General features: G+C 69.5%; 19 protein-coding genes. 9 read left to right on the forward strand and 10 right to left on the reverse strand.

What is annotated here, in order from left to right; translation table 11 throughout:
- Positions 1-5 precede the first annotated feature (5 nt).
- The 3 genes from ABZX61_RS44770 to ABZX61_RS44780 are packed head-to-tail and all read right to left on the reverse strand — an operon-like array spanning position 6 to position 3,372.
- Positions 6-1,427, reverse strand: coding sequence for a S41 family peptidase (locus ABZX61_RS44770; RefSeq protein WP_355203853.1), 1,422 nt, complete (start codon positions 1,425-1,427; stop codon positions 6-8).
- Positions 1,424-2,485: an ABC transporter permease gene (locus ABZX61_RS44775; protein WP_355203856.1), complete on the reverse strand. Its 1,062-nt coding sequence runs from the start codon at positions 2,483-2,485 to the stop codon at positions 1,424-1,426. Before ABZX61_RS44775 ends, ABZX61_RS44770 begins: the two co-directional genes overlap by 4 nt.
- Complete coding sequence (locus tag ABZX61_RS44780) at positions 2,482-3,372, reverse strand: ABC transporter ATP-binding protein (RefSeq protein ID WP_355203859.1); 891 nt, start codon at positions 3,370-3,372, stop codon at positions 2,482-2,484. The genes ABZX61_RS44775 and ABZX61_RS44780 overlap by 4 nt, the downstream gene beginning before the upstream one ends.
- A gap of 244 nt (positions 3,373-3,616) precedes the next feature.
- On the opposite strand from ABZX61_RS44780, the gene ABZX61_RS44785 reads away from it, so the two are divergent.
- Genes ABZX61_RS44785 through ABZX61_RS44795 form a run of 3 tightly spaced genes read left to right on the forward strand, consistent with a single transcriptional unit; the run spans position 3,617 to position 5,886 of the window.
- Positions 3,617-4,273, forward strand: a complete 657-nt coding sequence (locus tag ABZX61_RS44785; RefSeq protein WP_355203862.1) for a response regulator transcription factor — start codon at positions 3,617-3,619, stop codon at positions 4,271-4,273.
- A gap of 3 nt (positions 4,274-4,276) precedes the next feature.
- Positions 4,277-5,494: an ATP-binding protein gene (locus ABZX61_RS44790; protein ID WP_355203865.1), complete on the forward strand. Its 1,218-nt coding sequence runs from the start codon at positions 4,277-4,279 to the stop codon at positions 5,492-5,494.
- Between the two features lie 14 nt (positions 5,495-5,508).
- Positions 5,509-5,886, forward strand: a complete 378-nt coding sequence (locus ABZX61_RS44795; protein ID WP_355203867.1) for a hypothetical protein — start codon at positions 5,509-5,511, stop codon at positions 5,884-5,886.
- Here the strand turns inward: ABZX61_RS44795 and ABZX61_RS44800 are convergent.
- Positions 5,861-6,166: a DUF4132 domain-containing protein gene (locus ABZX61_RS44800; protein ID WP_355203870.1), complete on the reverse strand. Its 306-nt coding sequence runs from the start codon at positions 6,164-6,166 to the stop codon at positions 5,861-5,863. The two genes, ABZX61_RS44795 and ABZX61_RS44800, sit on opposite strands and share 26 nt — an antisense overlap.
- 441 nt (positions 6,167-6,607) lie before the next feature.
- On the opposite strand from ABZX61_RS44800, the gene ABZX61_RS44805 reads away from it, so the two are divergent.
- Complete coding sequence (locus ABZX61_RS44805) at positions 6,608-8,257, forward strand: hypothetical protein (protein WP_355203873.1); 1,650 nt, start codon at positions 6,608-6,610, stop codon at positions 8,255-8,257.
- Between the two features lie 598 nt (positions 8,258-8,855).
- Here the strand turns inward: ABZX61_RS44805 and ABZX61_RS44810 are convergent.
- Entirely contained in the window at positions 8,856-9,455 is a 600-nt protein-coding gene (locus ABZX61_RS44810) for a TetR/AcrR family transcriptional regulator (protein WP_355203876.1), read from the reverse strand.
- A gap of 126 nt (positions 9,456-9,581) precedes the next feature.
- Between ABZX61_RS44810 and ABZX61_RS44815 the strand changes: the two genes are divergently transcribed.
- Positions 9,582-10,322 carry an SDR family oxidoreductase gene (locus ABZX61_RS44815; protein ID WP_355203878.1) on the forward strand — a complete coding sequence of 247 codons (741 nt, stop codon included), beginning with the start codon at positions 9,582-9,584 and terminating at the stop codon, positions 10,320-10,322.
- 133 nt (positions 10,323-10,455) lie between these two features.
- A complete protein-coding gene (locus tag ABZX61_RS44820; protein ID WP_355203881.1) occupies positions 10,456-11,205 on the forward strand; it encodes an SDR family oxidoreductase in 750 nt (249 codons plus the stop codon).
- Between the two features lie 600 nt (positions 11,206-11,805).
- On the opposite strand, the gene ABZX61_RS44825 is transcribed toward ABZX61_RS44820, so the two are convergent.
- From ABZX61_RS44825 to ABZX61_RS44835, 3 genes are all read right to left on the reverse strand, one after another.
- The gene (locus ABZX61_RS44825; protein WP_355203883.1) at positions 11,806-11,994 is read right to left on the reverse strand and encodes a hypothetical protein; all 189 of its coding nucleotides are present in this window, start codon (positions 11,992-11,994) and stop codon (positions 11,806-11,808) included.
- A gap of 468 nt (positions 11,995-12,462) precedes the next feature.
- Positions 12,463-12,780: a cation transporter gene (locus ABZX61_RS44830; protein ID WP_355203885.1), complete on the reverse strand. Its 318-nt coding sequence runs from the start codon at positions 12,778-12,780 to the stop codon at positions 12,463-12,465.
- A 261-nt stretch (positions 12,781-13,041) separates the two neighbouring features.
- Entirely contained in the window at positions 13,042-13,335 is a 294-nt protein-coding gene (locus ABZX61_RS44835) for a DUF1330 domain-containing protein (RefSeq protein ID WP_355203888.1), read from the reverse strand.
- A gap of 188 nt (positions 13,336-13,523) precedes the next feature.
- Between ABZX61_RS44835 and ABZX61_RS44840 the strand changes: the two genes are divergently transcribed.
- Entirely contained in the window at positions 13,524-14,426 is a 903-nt protein-coding gene (locus ABZX61_RS44840; RefSeq protein WP_355203891.1) for a LysR family transcriptional regulator, read from the forward strand.
- Here ABZX61_RS44840 and ABZX61_RS44845 read toward each other — a convergent pair.
- Positions 14,361-14,801, reverse strand: a complete 441-nt coding sequence (locus ABZX61_RS44845; RefSeq protein WP_355203894.1) for a DUF4158 domain-containing protein — start codon at positions 14,799-14,801, stop codon at positions 14,361-14,363. The two genes, ABZX61_RS44840 and ABZX61_RS44845, sit on opposite strands and share 66 nt — an antisense overlap.
- A gap of 147 nt (positions 14,802-14,948) precedes the next feature.
- Here ABZX61_RS44845 and ABZX61_RS44850 point away from each other — a divergent pair, with 147 nt between their 5' ends.
- On the forward strand, positions 14,949-15,173 hold the full coding sequence (locus ABZX61_RS44850) for a tetratricopeptide repeat protein (protein ID WP_355203897.1): 225 nt from the start codon (positions 14,949-14,951) through the stop codon (positions 15,171-15,173).
- Between the two features lie 375 nt (positions 15,174-15,548).
- Here the strand turns inward: ABZX61_RS44850 and ABZX61_RS44855 are convergent, their stop codons facing one another.
- On the reverse strand, positions 15,549-16,742 hold the full coding sequence (locus ABZX61_RS44855; protein ID WP_355203900.1) for a hypothetical protein: 1,194 nt from the start codon (positions 16,740-16,742) through the stop codon (positions 15,549-15,551).
- A gap of 219 nt (positions 16,743-16,961) precedes the next feature.
- Between ABZX61_RS44855 and ABZX61_RS44860 the strand changes: the two genes are divergently transcribed.
- On the forward strand, positions 16,962-17,492 hold the full coding sequence (locus ABZX61_RS44860) for a CHAT domain-containing protein (protein WP_355203903.1): 531 nt from the start codon (positions 16,962-16,964) through the stop codon (positions 17,490-17,492).
- Positions 17,493-17,499: the final 7 nt, after the last annotated feature.

A 17,499-nucleotide genomic window follows, 5' to 3' on the forward strand; every position in this document is an offset into this window, starting at 1 on the left:
TCCATTCACTTCTCCAGCAGGGTCAGCGCCTTGGCCAGGGCGGGGTCGCGCCCGGCGGCCGCGTCCTTCGGGGTCAGGGGCACGTAGTGGTCGGGCGGCACGCCGATCCGGTCGAGCGTCTCGCGGTTCGGCCCCAGGTGGTGCCTGGTGGGGAAGGCCAGCATGGTGTTGTTCCTGAGCTGGAACGGCTCCGAGGGGCCGGAGATGGCACCGGCGGTCCTGATGCCGACCAGCCGGCCGATGCCCATGTCCTTGACCGCGGAGCTGAAGTGCTCACACGCCGAGGCGCAACTGCGGTCGGTGAGCACCGCAAGCGGCAGGTTGAGCAGCTCGACGGTGTCGTCGGTCCGCAAGGCTTCGCACTTGGCGTCCACAGTGCACAGGTAGGCGGTGACCTTGCCATGGACGAAGGCGCTCACCAGCCGGATCGCTTCGGGGGCGCTGCCGCCGCCGTTGCCCCGCAGGTCCAGCACAACACCGGTGAGCGTCCGGCCGGTGCGCAGCCGGGAGATCGCCTTGAACACCCTGTCCCCGGCGCCGGGAGTGAACCCGCGCAACCGCACATAGGCGATGCCGTCTTCCAGCAGCTTCGACGTCACCCCTTGCAGGGCGGCCAGATCCCGCTCGTAAACGCCGGGCTTGAGCGTCACGCTCCAGCGGCGGCCGGTGCTCTGCCGCAAGAGCCGCAGCTTGACCGGGCCGGATTCGGGGTACTGCGGGTAGAGGGCGGCGATCGCGGGGGTGGGCTTCCCGTCGATGAAGGGCGCCGATCCGTCGATCGATTCGATGATGTCACCCGGACGCACTCCAGCGGCCTGCGCCGCGCCGCCCTCCACGGTGGTGACGAACAACGGGGGAAGCGCGGCGCCGGGGTTGCCGTTCACCTGAGCTCCGTTGACGCTCGCCTGAAGGCCCAGGCCGTAACCGTCGCCGTCATAGTAGTCGGGGGGCGCCCCTCCGACGTCGTGCACCCACCTGGCGTGATTGTCGCCGAGGGCGGCCACGATGGCCTCCAGGGTGACGACGGCCAGCTTGTCGCTCAGGTCGGGGACCTGAGCGGTGACCTTCCGATAGACGGCCTCGAAAGCGGTCCAGTCGGCTTCCCGGTCACCGGTCAACGCCGGCATGGTCGCCTCAGAGACATCACGCCCGCTGAGGTTGAGTTCCCGCGTCAACGCGATGAACCCGGCGGTCAGCAGCGAGCGGGCGTCCATTGTGGCGCCGCTGTAGTAGTTGCCGAGGATGCAGAAGTACGTTTGCTCGATGACGTCGATCGTCGTGGGCGTCTGCGCCGGGAGGCGGCCCTGAGGCTGTGCGCAGACCGTACTGCCTGCCGCGCTCGCCTCGCTGCGCGGCGCCGTCGGCGCCGTACAGGCCGCGGCCAGCAGGAGGGCGAGCCCGGCGGTCGCGGTCCTGATGACGGTCATGACAGGCGCCGCCGGATCCACCAGAACGACAACCACGTCAGGCCGACGGTGAGCAGGGCGTAGATTCCGGTCTCGATCCACTGGAACAGCCAGAAGCGCTCAAGGGGCTGGTAGGTCACCTGCTGCCGGTAGCCGAGGCGGTTGACCTCGCCCAAGCAGCCGTCCCCGGCGCCCGCCGCCGCACTCCCCGGTGCGCAGGGTCCCGACGTCGAGGAGACATTGATGACGGCTCCGGCGCCGCTGCTGCCGCCGGAAGTCACGCGTCCGGATGGGTCGAGCAGTTCGTTGGCCAGGACCCAGGAACCCGGCTGGCCGGGAACGGCCTCCCTCAAAAACAGCCGCGGGGCCGCGCCTCCCTCCTGGGGGATGCTGAGGCTCTCCATGTTCGCCCTGCCGAGCTCGAAGGTCGCGGTCACCGGGGCCATCAGATGGGGACGGACCATCGTCGGCAAGGCGAGTTGGATCGCGGCGAAAACGGCCAGCGTGAGGGCCATGGCGGGCAGCGTGCGGCGCACCACCATACCCACGGTCACGCCGAGCACGAAGGCGAAGGCCGCGTACCCCATGGGGGCGATGCCGCGCGCACCGAACACCAAGGGAGCCATCAGGGCCATGCCCTCGGCGGCCGACTCGTCCAGGGGGTCGGACCACCAGGTCACCATGAGGCCGCACAGGCCGGCGGCGGCCACGGCCACCAGCCCGGTGAGCCCAAGCTTGACCGCCAGCCAGCGGCCGCGGGTGATGCTCTGGTTCCACACCAGCAGGTGCGTGCCCGCCTCCAGCTCGCGGGTGATCAACGGTGCTCCCCAGAAGAGCCCGACGAGGGCGGGCAGGAGCAGCACGACGAGGGTCAGGGCCATGAACGGGAGGTTGTACTCGCCGAAGAAGCGGTTGTAGAAGTTCTCGCAGGTGTTGTCCGTGGTGCAGTCGGCGATCCCTGCGGAGTAGGCGGAGGCCAGTCCCGGGCCGGTCACGGCCAGAGCGACAGCGAGTACGCCGAGTACGGCGGCCATCATCGCGGCCGAGCCGCGGAACTGGCGCCAGGTCAGCCAGATCATCGCTGCACCTCCAGCGCGGCTCGCCGGTTGTCGGCGGTCTGCTTTTCCATATAGGCCAGGACGAGGTCCTCCAGGCTGAGCCGGCTGACCGTCCAGGCGGGGTCGTGGATCGGGGCGTCGGTACGGACCACGTACGTGCTCTGCTGCTCGGTGTGGCGCGCGGAGATCACGTGCTGGTCGGCGGGCAGCCGGTCGCGATCGCGGCGCGGGCCGGTGAACCGGTGATGGGTGCCCAGCAGCTTGTCGACCTCCCCGGTCACCTGCACGCGCGAGTCCACCAGCACGATCAGGTAGTCGCAGACCCGTTCCAGGTCGGAGACCAGGTGGGAGGAGAGCACCACGCTGAACTCGTGCTCGACGGTGGCCTCCATCAGCCCCTGCATGAACTCCCGGCGGGCCAGCGGGTCGAGCGAGGCGACCGGCTCGTCCAGGATCAGCAGCTCGGGCCGCTTGGCCAGGCCCAGGGTGAGGGCGAGCTGGGCGCGCTGGCCGCCCGACAGCTTGCCGGCCCGGTGGGCGGGATCGAGGCCGAGCTGCGCGATGCGCTCCCGCGCCATGGTGGCGTCCCAGCGGGGGTTGAGCCGTGCCCCCAGTCGCAGGTGATCGGCGACGGTCAGGCCTGTGTAGACGGGAGTGTCCTGGGCGACGAATCCGACCCGGGCCAGCTGCGCGGGCGTGCCTGCGGGCCGGCCGCCGAGCACGGTGATGGCGCCCGCCGTCGGTTGGAGCTGGCCGCCGGCCAGCTTCAGCAGCGTGGTCTTGCCGGCTCCGTTGGGCCCCACCAGCCCGACGACGTGGCCCGCCGGGATGTCGACGGTGCACTCGCGCAGCGCCCAGCGCTTGCCGTATTTCTTGCCCAGCGTCTGGGCCTGCAGGACAGAAGTCACGAGAGCTCCTTCGGAGCTTTCATGACTTGAGTGCTGTGCTTATTGGTGCCCTCGCTTCGCTCGGTCACGCTATGTCCTCCTGAGCGGTGGTCCGAAAGGTGGTCATGAAGAGGGCCTCGATGCTTTCGTCGTCGAGGCCGGCCCGGCGGGCCTTGATAGCGATCACATCTATCGGCCGGCGCTTATCGGTGGGCGATCGGCGGACCATATGTGTTCCATATGCGGGTGTTGCGATACTGCCCGGATGCGTGTGCTCCTGGTCGAAGACGAGCAGCCCCTCGCCGGGTACATCGAAGCCGGGCTGCGCAAGCACGGCTTCACCGTCGACGTCGCCCTCGACGGCCAAAGCGCGCTGGACAAGTGCGAGATCACGCCGTACGAGGTGGTGGTCCTGGACCGGGACCTGCCCCTCGTGCACGGCGACGCGGTGTGCCGCCGGCTCGTCCAGCGGGGGGTGTCGCGGGTGCTGATGCTGACCGCGTCCGACGCCGTTGAGGACCGGGTTGGCGGGCTGATGCTGGGCGCGGACGACTATCTGGGCAAGCCGTTCGCGTTCTCCGAGCTGGTCGCCAGGGTGCACGCCCTGGTACGGCGCAGCGCCCCGGCCCGCCCGCCGGTGCTGCGCGCCGCCGGCGTGACCCTGGACCCGGCTCGGCGGAGCGCCGAGCGGGACGGGCGGCTGCTGCGCCTGACACCCAAGGAGTTCGGCGTGCTCCACCAGTTGCTCGCCGCCTGCGGTGACCTCGTCAGCGCGGAAACCCTCCTGGACAAGGTGTGGGACGAGCACGCCGACCCGTTCACCAACGCGGTCCGGATCACCGTCGGCACGCTGCGCCGCAAGCTCGGCGACCCGCCGCTGATCGAGACCGTCACCGGCGCCGGCTACCGAATTGGAGGGTGAGCCGTGGTCCGGCTCAGGATGGCCCGGTTGACCGCCCGGGCCCGGCTCACTCTGCTGCAGACCGCCCTGGTGCTGGCCGCCGGCGCCGCGCTGACCGGACTAACCTACCTGCTGATGCGCCGCGGCACCTTCTTCGCCCAGCTCGACCGGAGCGGAACTGGCCCATCGGGCACTCCCCCGCCGATGCCGACAGCCGTGGACCTGCAAGTTTTCGCCGACCGAGTGCAGACAGCCACCCTGTCCGCGCTGCTGCCCCAGGCCGCTCTGGCGCTCATCGTGGTGACCGCCCTGGCCGCCGTACTGGGCTGGTTGATGGCCGGCCGGGTGCTGCGGCCGATCCGCGTCATCTCGTCCACCGCCCGGCGCCTGTCGGCCGAGAACCTCACCGAGCGGGTGCCGGTCACCGCTCCCGCCGACGAGCTGTCCGCTTTGGCGGGCACAGTGAACGGGATGCTGGACCGCATCCAGCGCGGCGTCTTCGAGCGGGACCGGATCCTGGACAGTCAGCGGCTGTTCACCGCCAACGCCGCCCACGAGCTGCGTACGCCGCTGACCACCGCGCGCACGGCGATCGACGTGACCCTGGACGGGCATCCCAGCCGTGCCGAGCTGCTCTCGATGGCCGGCGACGTGCGCGGCGCCGTCGAGCACATGCAGCGCGTCCTGGACGGGCTGCTGCTGCTGGCGCGCAGCCAGGCCGGGCTCGCGGCGCGGGAGCCAGTCGACCTGGCCGCTGTCGCGGCCGCCGCCCTCAACGCCGCCGGAGCGCGGGCGGCGGCCGCCGGCGTCGCCGTACGATGCGAGCTCCGGCCGGCGCCGGTCAGCGGCGAACCGGTCCTGCTGGAACGGATGGTCGGCAACCTGGTCGACAACGCGGTCCGCTACAACGTGGCGGGCGGGCGGCTGGTCGTCGACACGGGTACGGCGGGTGGGCGCGCCGTCCTGCGGATCTCCAACACCGGCCGCCCGGTCCTGCCCGGTGAGGCGGAGACGCTGCTGGAACCGTTCGTGCACGGGCAGGGGACCCGCGTCCGTACCGACGGGCTGGGGCTGGGGCTGTCGATCGTGCGCGCGGTCGCCCTCGCTCACCGGGGACGGATCGCGGTCGCCGCCCGGACCGGCGGCGGCCTCGACATCACCGTCGACTTCCCGCAGAACCCGGTGACGAAGGACGCGAGATCACAGGACACCGATTCGCTTCAGGAAATAGCTCTTCCGTGAAGCAACCTGGTTTCGTGTCTTCCCAGAAGCCCGGCTCGGCCGTTCCGGCCGGCGGGGAGGATCGCGGCAAAATCACTTCACGAAAGGTTGTCGGCCTGCCCGGCGAGCTCGACCCGGCCGACGACGATCTCGGCGTGTGGATCGAGCGCTACCTCGACCTCGCGGTGCGCGGGGTGCGCTCCGCCGAGGTGAGCACGAAAATCAGCCGCCACCTGGAGAGGCTGTGCGCCTGGCTGGCCGCCGGGCTCGGGCACCCGCGCGTCTCGGCGGTCACCGCCCGCGAGATCACCGCCTGGCGCGATCACCTGGCCGCTGCCGGGTTGCGGCGCAAGGACGGCAGCGCGGCCGCCATGGCGCCGGCGACGGTCAACAATCATCTAGTACTCCAGTGACACTTCGGGATCTTGAGGGGTCGGGGTCACATGGCTCGGGGTCATGGCCCTCCCGCCCGCGATGGACCCGGCGGCTCACCTGCTCAATGCCCTGAACGGCGTCATGCTCCGCCAGCAGCCGCCGCCACGGCCTCGGGGCGTCCAGCAGGAGGGGGTGCGCCGGAGTCACCAGGGCGCCGGGCGGCGACTCGTACGGGACGCCGTCTGCCGTCCTGACGCTCACCCGCCCGTCCTCGGACACCTCCTCCAGCGGCTCGGCCCGCCCCTCTACGCGGACCACCAGGTGCCGCAGGCAGGCCCGCCATCAGGGGTTGGGCCACACCCGGCGAGGAGCCCAGCAGCCCGTTCAGCATCCATGGCTCTAGGGTGGCGCGGCACTCCTTCTCGTGCCCGTCCAGGTGCTCAAGCAGCGCCGCGAACTGCTCACCGACCCGGTTGGACCGCACGGCCCTGGGCACGGACCCCAGCAGTTGGCCGCCGGTCTTCCGGCAGCGCAGGGTCATCCCGTCCAGAGCCGGCTCGTGGCCGCGGACGGCGCGGACCCACGTGAGGGGAATCGCCATGGCGACGACTATGTCAGCGGGCACCGACAATCGTCCCGGTCTCGAACGCCGGAGGGTGCTTGATCACGGTTTGGTGTCGCGCGATCGGATGATCTTGACGTGGGAGCACCCATGAGACGTTATTAGAACACATGTTCACATACCGGCAGGAGACTCTTGTGTCCCCATCCCTGCTTCGCCGATTAGCCGCTTACTGCGGCGCCGCCGGCCTGATCACCGGCCTGCTCACCGTCACGGCCCCCGCCGCCTCGGCGGCCGGCACCACCACCGACCTCGGGGTCACTGACTCCTACGCTGCCGACCTGGCCGTCGGCGGCGGCCGGGTGTTCGTTCCCGCCAGCGACCGCATCATCGTGGCCGACACTGACGGAAACCTCACCGGCGGCGTCGTCACCGGCCTGCCCGGCGTCCAAGAGCTGGCCGTGAACGCGGACGGCACCCGCCTGTACGCGGCTCTCACCGGCTCGAACGAGGTCGCCGAGATCGACACCGCGAGCCTCGCCGTCACCCGCCGGATCGACCTGTCGGCCCACCCCTGCCCGTCCACCCTGGCGTTGCTGGGCGAGCGGTTGTGGGTGGGGCACGGATGCGACAACGGCCCCGGCGGCGTCGTCGGCCTGGATCTCAGCGCGAGCGCCCCGGCGCCCGTGGCGGTCGGGGGCGAGCACCTGCGGCCTCCCGCGCTCGCGGCCGCCGGCGACACGCTCGTGGTCGGCCAGACCGCCCTGCACCACGCCGACATACTGGTCTACGACCTCGGCGACGGCGCCCCCGCGCTGCGCGGCACGATCGACGGCGAGGAGTGGCGCATCGACTCCCTGCGCGACCTCACCCTGAGCTCCGACGGCGGCACCCTGTTCAGCGCGGCCGACACCCCCGGTCACTTCACCAGGTACGACACCAGGACCCTGGCGGCGACCGGCACCTACGGCGACGGCTGGGACGGGTACCCGTCCGCCGTGGCGCTCGGCTCGGACGGCGCGTACGTCGCGGCTGGACGCCAGTGGGGCAGCACCGACCTCACCCTCTACGACGCGGCGACGGGCGCGGAGCTGTTCACGGCCGACCAGCCGGACGCCGAACTGCTCCCGGACGGCGTCGCGTTCTCCGGCACGGACGTCTTCGCACTGCTGCGCAGCTCCACGGACCGGCTGCTGCTGTGGCGGGTGACGGGTGTCGCGCTACCGGCCACCAAGCTCACGGTGACGGCCCCCGCGGACGCGTACGCCGGCTCGCCGATCACCGTCGAGGGGCGGCTCACCCGCGCCGACGGCGAGGCGCTCGGGCTCAAGCCGCTCACGGTGATCCAGTACCTGCCCGGCTGGACGAAACTGCCGATCACCGGCGTGACGACGCGGCAGGACGGCACGTTCACCTTCCAGGACACGCCCGTCTTCGAGCTGCCGCCGTACATCGGCGAGGTGATCTACTGGGTGTTCTGGGACGGCGACGACGGCCACCGCCGCAGCAGCGCCTCCGTCACCGTGACGGTCAAGCGCGAAGCCACGCTCACCCTGACGGGGCCACAGTCCGGCGTCGCCGGCACGGCCGTGGAGCTGAGCGGCGTCCTGACTGCGGGCGACAGGCCGCCCTCTCCGGGGTCCACGCTCACCGTGCAGCGCACCCTGTACGTCAAGGGCACCAGCGGTAAGACCGTCAAGCTCCCGCCGGTGAGGGTGAACGCCGACGGCACGTACACGTTCACCGACACGCCCGCCAACGCCGGCAGGTACAGCTACCTCGCGAGCTATGCGGGGGACGGCGGGACCGGACCGGCCCAGGCCACCCATCAGATCGTCGTCAAGTGACCCGATGACCGGTGCCCGGCCGCCGGGCCGGGCACCTCGGCCGGGATCCGGTGGTAACTCACCAGGCCCCGCCGACGTGTTCCAGGAGCCAGGGGACGAACGCCAGGTACGCCTGGATCAGGAGCGCCAGCACGTCCGCCGAACGCGGTCGCCAGTCGTCGCTCATCGGCTTCCTTCCCGTGCGCGGATTCACGCTCGTAGCGCTGGGCGGAGGGCCGGGTAGGTCCCCGCCGTACCAGGGCTCGCCCCCAGGGCCGCCGGTGCCGGCGAGTCCGGGGACGGTCCGCTCGGCTGATACTCCAGTGACATTTCGCGATCATGGGTCGGATCTGTGTTGGTAGTGGCAGTGCCGGGCGGTGGCTTGGTGGCGTCGGCGCCAGTGTGACCAGCGCAGGATGTCCGTGAGGGGGCGGTGCCGGGTTAGTACGAGTGCGGCGAGCAGCCGGCGGATCTGGGGCAGGGTCAGTGGGATGCGGTACTCCCCGACCAGCGTGGGCAGACCGCACCACCGACCCTAGGCCACCCTCCGCGATCAGGTCTGGACCGGACGAGACCAGTGGATTCCGGAATGAAAACAACCCCGCCGGAATGATGCTCTTCAAGCACGAAGGGCGTCGATCAGGGCGTCGACGGCGGCGAGCGCGGCGGAGGTGTCGAGTCCTGCGCGGGAGACCAGGGACAGGCCTTGGACGGTGAACAGCGCCAGCTGCGCCTGGGCCTCGGGGGTGGCGGCACGGGTGACCTCGCCGCCGACCTGCGCGCGCCGCAGGGCGTCGGCGACGATCTGGGTGAAACGGGCGTGCGAGCGGGCCACGATGTCGCGGGCCTCGGCGTCCTGCGGGACCAGTTCGGCGGTGGTGTTGCCGATCATGCACCCTTGCGGAACGCCGGCGTCGGAGGCGTGCTCCTGTGCCCGGGCCGGGTTGGCGAGCACCTCGCGCAGCGCCGGCAGCACCGGCCCGGCCTCCAGCGCCGCGATCAGCTCGCGCTCGTAGGTGTCCCAGTACAGCTGGACCGCCGCCAGGTAGAACTGCCGCTTGTCGCCGAAGGCGCCGTACAGGCTGCCCCGCTCCAGATCCAGCGCGTCGACGAGGTCCTGGACAGAGGTCTCTCCGTAGCCCCGGGACCAGAACAGCAGCAGCGCGCGCTCCAGGGCCTGGTCCTTGTCGAACGCGCGGGGGCGTCCTGTGCGTGCCATGTTCCCAGGTTACGACTTTTTGACCGCTCACACAAAAGTCTGTACGTTGATGGCCGGGCAACTTATTGAACGTTCGCATAGAAGTCGCTGGCGAGCTCGCGCACCAGCGGAGAAAGGCAGGACCACATGGACTTCCACGGCAAGACGGCGCTGATCACCGGATCGGGCGCCATCGGCGGGCTCGGGCACGCCACGGCGAAGATTCTCGCCGCCGGTGGGGCAAACGTGATTATTACCGGCACCGACCCGGACCGCGGCGCCCAGGTCGTGGTCGACGTACGGCAGAGCGCGACGGGCGCCGTGCGCTTCATCGGCGCCGACCTGGCCGACCCGCAGGCCGTGCGGCGGCTGGCCGACGACGCCGGGGCGGTGGACATCCTGGTCAACAACGCGGCCGTCGTCCCGTTCAGCATGACCGCCGACCAGGACCTCACCGCCTACGACGCCGCCTTCGCGGTCAACGTGCGCGCACCGTTCATCCTGGTCGCCCGGCTCGCACCGAAGATGGCCGCCAGCGGGGGCGGCAGCATCGTCAACGTCACCTCCACCGCCGCCGGCCTGGGCATGCCGCCGATGGCGGTCTACGGCGCCACGAAAGCAGCGCTGGAATCCCTGACCCGCACCTGGGCCGCCGAATTCGCCGCCTCCAACGTGCGCGTCAACACCGTGGCGCCCGGCCCGATGACCACCTCCAAGGTGGTGGCGGCCATGGGCCCGGACCTCGGCGGCATGGGACTGACGACCGCGCTCAAGCGCGCCGCCGACCCCGCCGAGGTCGCCCGGGTCATCGCCTTCATCGCCGGCGACCAGGCCAGCTACGTCACCGGCGCCGTCGTGGCCGCCGACGGAGGCCGTACCGCCATCTGACCCCCGACGCGCCGGCCAGGGCCACGTCCGCGGTGAGGAATCCGGCGTCAGGTGGGTGTCTCACGATGGCGGGGATGGCCCGTCACCATCACCACAATCACGCGCCTTGGCGCGAGTCAGGAGAACGAGTTCCATGGGTCGTCTTGCAGGAAAGCGCGCACTGATCACGGGCGGGACGAGCGGCATCGGGCTGGAGAGTGCCCGGCAGTTCCTCGCCGAGGGAGCGGCTGTCGCGATCACCGGCCGCTCGCGGGAACGACTGGATGAGGCCGTCCGGCAGCTGGACGGCCCGGTGTTGTCCATCGTCAGCGACGCCGGCGACGTGTCCGGCCAGGCGGTGCTCGCGGCGCGGCTGCTGGAGGAGTGGCCGCGGCTCGACATCGTGATGAGCAACGCCGCCGACGTCACTCATCTCCCGATCGAGGAATGGACCGAGGAGGCGTTCGACAGGCTCGTCGCCACCAATCTCAAAGGGCCGTTCTTCCTGATCAGAGCGTTGCTGCCGCTCTTGTCACGGCAAGCCTCGGTCATTCTCGTCGGCTCGGTCTCGGCTTTCATCGGGCACGAGAACGCGGCGGTTTACGGTGCCGCCAAGGCGGGCCTGCTGTCGTTTTCCCGCGGGCTGACCTATGAGCTGAAGGAACGGGGCATCCGGGTCAACGGGCTGAGCCCGGGGCCGACCCTCACAGACACGTTCGCCTCGCTCGGCCCCGAGCGGCAGGCCGCGATCTACGACGAACTCCGGCGGACCGTGCCCCTGCATCGCATCGGCACCGCCACCGAGGTGGCGAAGGCGGCCGTCTACCTCGCCTCGGAGGAGTCCGCGTACACCGCCGGCACCGTCCTGCGCGTCGATGGCGGCATCGGAGAACTCGCCTACTAACCTCACCACCCGCCCCGAGCTCGACAGGGTCGTCGGCCTGGCCCGTGAGCTGCGCTCGGCGGGGTGGCGGTCACGCTCGTGGCGCACGACCATAAGCGACTCGGACGCGGCCTCGACCTGGCCACTCTCGCCGGGCAGTTGCGCGCGGCCCAAGCCGACCTGTAGCTGATCCACCGGCTGCTGGAGCAGGCCCGCTACGGCGGCCTCATCGAACAGCGACTGCTGACCGCCGCCGGGGAACTGCTGCGGCTGCTGCCTGCCCGACGGCCCTGTCCAGGCTGCGTTCCAGAACCGGCTGGAGTCCCTCGCCGAAAGTCCGGATCAGAGCGTGGAGTGAAGAGCACCGCAGGTTGCGCTGCGCAGGGTGCCGACCGGCCTTATACGACCTGCGCAGATCGACGTCCATGACTGTCCCTCTCTCGGAGAGCTTCCCGGCCACCTGTTTCAAGATCGCCTTCTGGACCATGCACCGAGTGGCACGGCTGGTTCGTCATCAGGCGCCGGACGACTATCGCCTCGCGGGATCCTAACCATCGCGCGTAGGCCATGACTGCCCTCGGCGGAGGCATGCCTGCCCGGCCTGCCGGTAGCGGCCGTTAATCAGCCTGCGTACTCGTCGGTGAGGTCTGCGAGCACATCTCCCGCCTCGACGGCGGTCTGGACGCCGAACACCTGCTGGCCCGCATCAACCTGGCCCCAGGCGAAGCCGCGCGGGTGCACGAGTTCCGCCGGTTGATCGCGCTGGGCTGGTTCCTCCAGCTCGGCCCCGACGGCCCGGCCACCCCGCACAACCCTGCAGCGCCAGGCCGGCAGAGTTCTTCAGCTGCTCAGCTAAGATCGCCTGCGCCGGCCGTCGGCAGGGACGTGGCGATCAGATCGACAGCGTCTGCGCGGCAGCCGGGCGCAACGGCCGCCAGCCGCCGCCGTCCAGCTTGGCCAGCTCCGCTTCGACGTCCACGGTGATCACGGCCTCGGGGATCAATGGAACCGGGGTTATCGGTGAGATTGATCATGGCTCGGGAGTCTCGGCGGCTGTGATGCGGGCGGCATAGACCCGGTACGCCTTGCGCTCGACCGGTCCGGAGGCGTAATTCTGGACCGGATCCGATTGGATCGGCGGGGTGTTTGCGCTGGTGGGCGGCGCGGCGGGATTGGATACGGCCGTGGGGGCGGAATTGGTCGATTCCGCCCCCACGGGCCGATTGGCTTCCTGCGCGGAGCGGCCGGTGACGTGCTCGTGTCGGCCAGCGGGCGCGGTCAGTGCTCGCCGAAGAAGATCTCCTTGACCTCGCGGACCGCGTAGTAGACGAGGACGTACCCGGCCAGCGGGTCGGCCCACCAGAGGCCGGCCAGGGAGTTGAGCACCAGGCCGACCAGCACGGCGGCGGCCAACAGGCCGTCGATCAGGGTGACGCGACCCTCGGTCTTCAGTACCGGGTTGTCCAGGGCCGCGCCGGTGCGGGCCTTGCCGAAGGCGAGCGCGAACATCACCGCCGCGGTGACGGCGGTCCAGGCGATGCCCAGCGGGGAGTGGTGCGGGCGGAAGCTGGCCACCAGCACCCAGGTGGACTGCACCGGCAGGTAGGCGGCCAGCAGCGCGAACCCCGCACCGAAATCGCCGTTGTAGCAGGTCAGAGCTTGATCGCCGTATCAGGCAAGTCAGGCAAGTTGCTCGACGTTGGGTAGCGCGGCGAGCCGCCGACAGGGATCAGGCCGTCGAGGACGTCGACGACGAACTGGGACGTGGGGCATCGCTTCGAACTCGTCTCGTGAGTCGTCGTTCGGCACCGTGTGCGTTTCAGGTGACGGATGCTCAGCGATGGCTGGGCCCGCCGGTCAGTCGATGCCTTCGATGATGCGGAGGTCGCGCTCGACGCCGTCGGGGAGGGCCACCAGCGCCTTCTGGTATGCCTCGCTCTCGTATGCCGCGACGGCCTGTTCAAAGCTGTCGAACTCGATCAGAACGACGCGTTGCGTGATTCCGGCCTCGTGGGCGACGACTCGACCGCCGCGGGACAGGGTGCGCCCGCCCCCAGCTCGGACAGCCGGGCCGGCCAGCTTGTCGTAGGCAGTCAGCCTCTCAGGGTCGGAAATGGCGGGGTAGACACTGACCCAGTAGCCCTTAGCCATGGAAACCTCCTGTGTTCGGCCGGACAGGTCCGACTTCGAATTGACACTCAGATCGATCGATCCCGGCGACGGGTACTGCGGTCAGTTGAATCGCCATATGCGCAGGTTAGGGCTTGATGTGCGGCCGAGGGAAAGACCGGTACGGGATAGACTCAGAACGGATCGTTATCAATCGGCAGGGAGGGCACGTGGCGCCGGATACGGTGAGCCTGCGGTACTTCCTGGTGCTGGCGCAGGAGTTGAACTTCACCCGCGCGGCCGCACGGATCGGTATCGCACAGCCCGCACTCAGCGCCCGGATGCGCCGATTGGAGGCGGAACTCGGTACGGCCCTGCTGGTCCGCAACACGCGTACCGTCGTATTGACCACGGCCGGTGCGGCTTTGGCGGAGTCCGCGCCGCCCGCGCTGGCGGCGCTGGACCGGGCATGGGACACCGCCCGGAGCGCGGCGGCCGGTGAACTGGGCACGCTGCGCATCGGATACAGCCTCAGCGCCGGGGCCGAGACGGCACCGGCCCTGGTGGACAGGCTGATTCGCGGCAACAGCGGACTCGAGGTCGGCGCGGTCCCGATGGCGACACCGGAGATCTCCCCCGCGGTCGCCGACGGCCGCATCGATGCCGGGATCACCCGCGGTGAACAGCCGGGCCGTGGCGTGCGCCGGTTCCTGCTGCGGCGTGCGCGCGTCGGGGTCCAATTGGCGCAGCACCATCCGCTGGCCGAACACCCGGAGATCGAGATCGCCGACGCGGCCGCGTATCCGCTGCGACTCCCGGACCGTGCGGCCAACCCCGTGATCCACGATCAGCTGTCCGCACTGTTCCGAGACACCCGACCAAACCCCCGATTCCACACGCCCGCAGTCTCTTTCGACATGTCTCAGCGCGACCTGCGCGACGGGGTCACCCTCGCCCCGGCCGGAGAAGCCGCGGCCACGGCACAACCGGCCGGTCTCACCTGGCGACCGCTGCGGGGCGCTCCCAGCCTGACGTTCCACCTGGTCCTCCCACGCGAGCAGTCGCCACTACACCGCCGCATCCGTGCCGTCGCCAAAACCCTGGCGCACGAGCTGCACTGGCTGCCGGACTGACGCGCAAGAGGTCAAGCGAGACGGACGCCTGCGGTGGCGAGGCCCAAGACCCTGTGCCGGGCGTACTTCGCGGTGATGACGACGACGGCGGTCTTGCTGAATGTCCGACACGACCTCGCTACGCCGGCGGATCAGCATCCGATGATGGCCCCGGATCCGGTCCGAGTCGTACACCGCGGCGACGTCCTCGCCCAGCCCGAGATCTCGGCGGATGTGGGCCACCACTGCCTCCGGGACGTCATCCAGCCGGGGGAAATAGCCCATCCGGTTGAAGCACTTCAGCTGCACCATCAGTGCCAGCAGGTGGTTGTCCGACCGCACCTGCCCACTCGCCCACGCGATCTCCTCCGTCTGCGGCGTGTAGAACACGTGCAACTCCCGGGCCGATCGTTATCTTGGGCTCTTGGCCCATTCTCGCAGGTCATAGCGCTATGATCTTGTTAGGCATGTAAGGCACGGTGCCGAGCCGGGCAGCCATAAGCGATCGCCGCCGCCCGCGACCAGCTTTCCGCGCTACTTACCTTGAGCAAACGGGTACGGGGCGCCGGGAACCCCCAGGCCCTCGTCGTACGGCATAACTTCGCCGTGTGGACGGGGAAGGCGGGGGACGCGGCCTCTGCCCGTGACCAGCTCGCCGCACTACTCGCTGTACGCCAACGGGTCCTGGGCGCCGGGCACCCCGACATCCTGACCACCCGGCAGGAAATCGCCCGCTGGACAGAGCAAGCGGAAGAAGCGAAAGGCTAGGCCGGCCTTAATCGACGGTCTGGGAGTCAGGACGCGCACGCTCCTTGCCGCTGCCACCGCCTACAGCTGACGACTTCGTGGTTTATCTGCATATCGACTTCGACGTGCTCGACCCGCGGTTCTTCGAGAGCATGGGATATCCGACGCCTGACGAGCTCATCTCGCTGATCACGGCGGTGGGTGAGTCGGTTCGAGGTCGTGGGGATCGGGCTCATGGAGTACGAACCGGGGAGGGCGGAAGATCAGGAGCCGATGGGGACGATGGTGGCCGGAATCATGGAGGGATGCGGCCGGGGGTGAGGCCACAGCCGACGCCCATCCCCGGCGACAGGGAATGGGCGTGAGGGTGCCTGGGCCGCCCGGATATCGGATCAGCTAATCATCCGAATTGTCTTTGGCCCAGATATAGTTCCCGTCAGAGTCGGTCTTGTCAGGATAAACCCACTCATATCCCGACACCTTCTGGAAAGGAATTGGAGGTTCGGGCTTGTCCCAGTAAGGGTTGTAAATCCACGGGAAATCATCATCATGGGTGACCACTGTCACGGCATGCTCCTGCCGCCACCATGACGGAATGTCGCCTCTCAGTGCCTGCAGCGCGACCTGCAAGACTCCACCGGCGGTCTCCGGCGACGGCGACCCAATGATCACTCCCGCCTTTCTGTTGCGATCGCCCTCGAGCTGGTCCTGATCTAAGAATCGCCCGACACCTCGCAGGTTCCACTGCCATTGGTGCTTCGTGCCCGCACTGCGCTCCAGCAACAGCGCGGAATCTTCGTAATCCTCGAAGGCGATAGCCGATGGCCCGGGGAATCGAACGCACAGAGCATAAAAATCGCCCGTTCGCTCGCCGATGTCCTCTACCCCATCTCTCCAATCCACCTGGGACTGAAGGTCGCGGGGGGCACGGGAGAGAGTGTCCAGCATCTTCTGGCGCGGGTCGTCGGTGACCAGGTCCGACGCCCGGCCGTAAGCGTTCACGTGCGCGGCCACTGCCGCTCGGGCGAGCGGTCCGGCGCTGTCGCGGGAAGGGTCGAGCGGGTCCAAGAAATCGTCAGCGCTGAGGCCAAAGGATTCACCGACGGCCCACAACATGTCCAGCATCTGCGCGGCGGCGAACTTGGCGCTCTCGGTGTACACCACGAAAGGGGGATCCCGTTCGTCGTCGTAAAGGGAGTCAAGGGGCGAGGATGCCGTGGCCTGGGCGATCACATCGCGCGCCTTGTCGCTGGCCGGGGCGGCGCTCTCATCGGTATACGCCGGCATCGCCTCAAGGTTCGGGGCACAAGGGCGTCCTGCCATGGAGGTGTTGACCTGCCCATTGAATATGGCGGTGACAAGAGGGTGTGGCCGCCCCGACAGGCCCCTGATCTCCGAAGTATCGAAGTCGTCGGCGACGAGCCCACGCGCCTGACCGGCAGCCCACATCGCTTTCAGCAGCTTAACGGCCGTGTCCTGCTGTGCTTTGACGATATTGTCGAGCTCCAGCGCCTTGTTTTGGTATGGCGTCACATCACCGCCGTACCAGTGCGTTTCATGCTCGATCATGTCCGCTGCCGCGTCGCTCATGCCGGTCCCCTACCTCCCGCAGTTTGGCGAGCAAGCCGGGAAGATCCCCGGACTTCATACATACCGCGCGAATACCACCTGCGGAAGTCGTTGCCCGGCCGCACCTCGGCGCGCTCGATCTGGCCGCGTCGCGGTGACCAAGGACGGATGCGCACGCCGTTGACTTAACGTGCAATTGCGTTCAATCCACATCGCAGGCCGCATCCCTACCGTGTCGGCATGACTGAACCCGCTTCCGTCCCCCTTGGCCTGACCCCCGCCATGATCGAGCCGCTCGGGGGCGTGCTGGCCGGCGACGCCGTACTGACGGTCGCCGACCTCGCCGGCCTCGGCCTCGACGCCCGGCTGGTGATCCTCAGCGCCTGCGAGACCGCCGTTCCCGGCACCATGCTGCCCGAGGAGGTGATCGGCCTGCCGACCGCGATGCTGCAGGCCGGCACCGCGGGCGTGGTCGGCTCGATGTGGGCCGTGCTCGACAGCCGCGCCCTTCTCCTCATGGCCGCCTTCTGCGAAAAGTGGCGCGGCGACGGCCTGTCGCCCGCCGACGCCCTGCGCGCCGCGCAACGATGGATGCGTTCGACGTCCGACGGCGAGAAGTTCGAGAAGTTCGACGCCTTGCGCGGCGGCACGGAGTGGCTGCCGGCCGAGACGGCCCGCGCCTGCTGGAACGCGCTCGTCCTTACCGAGCCGACCGGCCGGCACTACGCCGACCCGGCCGGGTGGGCGGCTTTCTGCTACATCGGATGCTGACGGGGGG

The organism is Nonomuraea sp. NPDC003709, from assembly GCF_040610775.1.
GTDB classification, from domain to species: Bacteria; Actinomycetota; Actinomycetes; order Streptosporangiales; family Streptosporangiaceae; genus Nonomuraea; species Nonomuraea angiospora_A.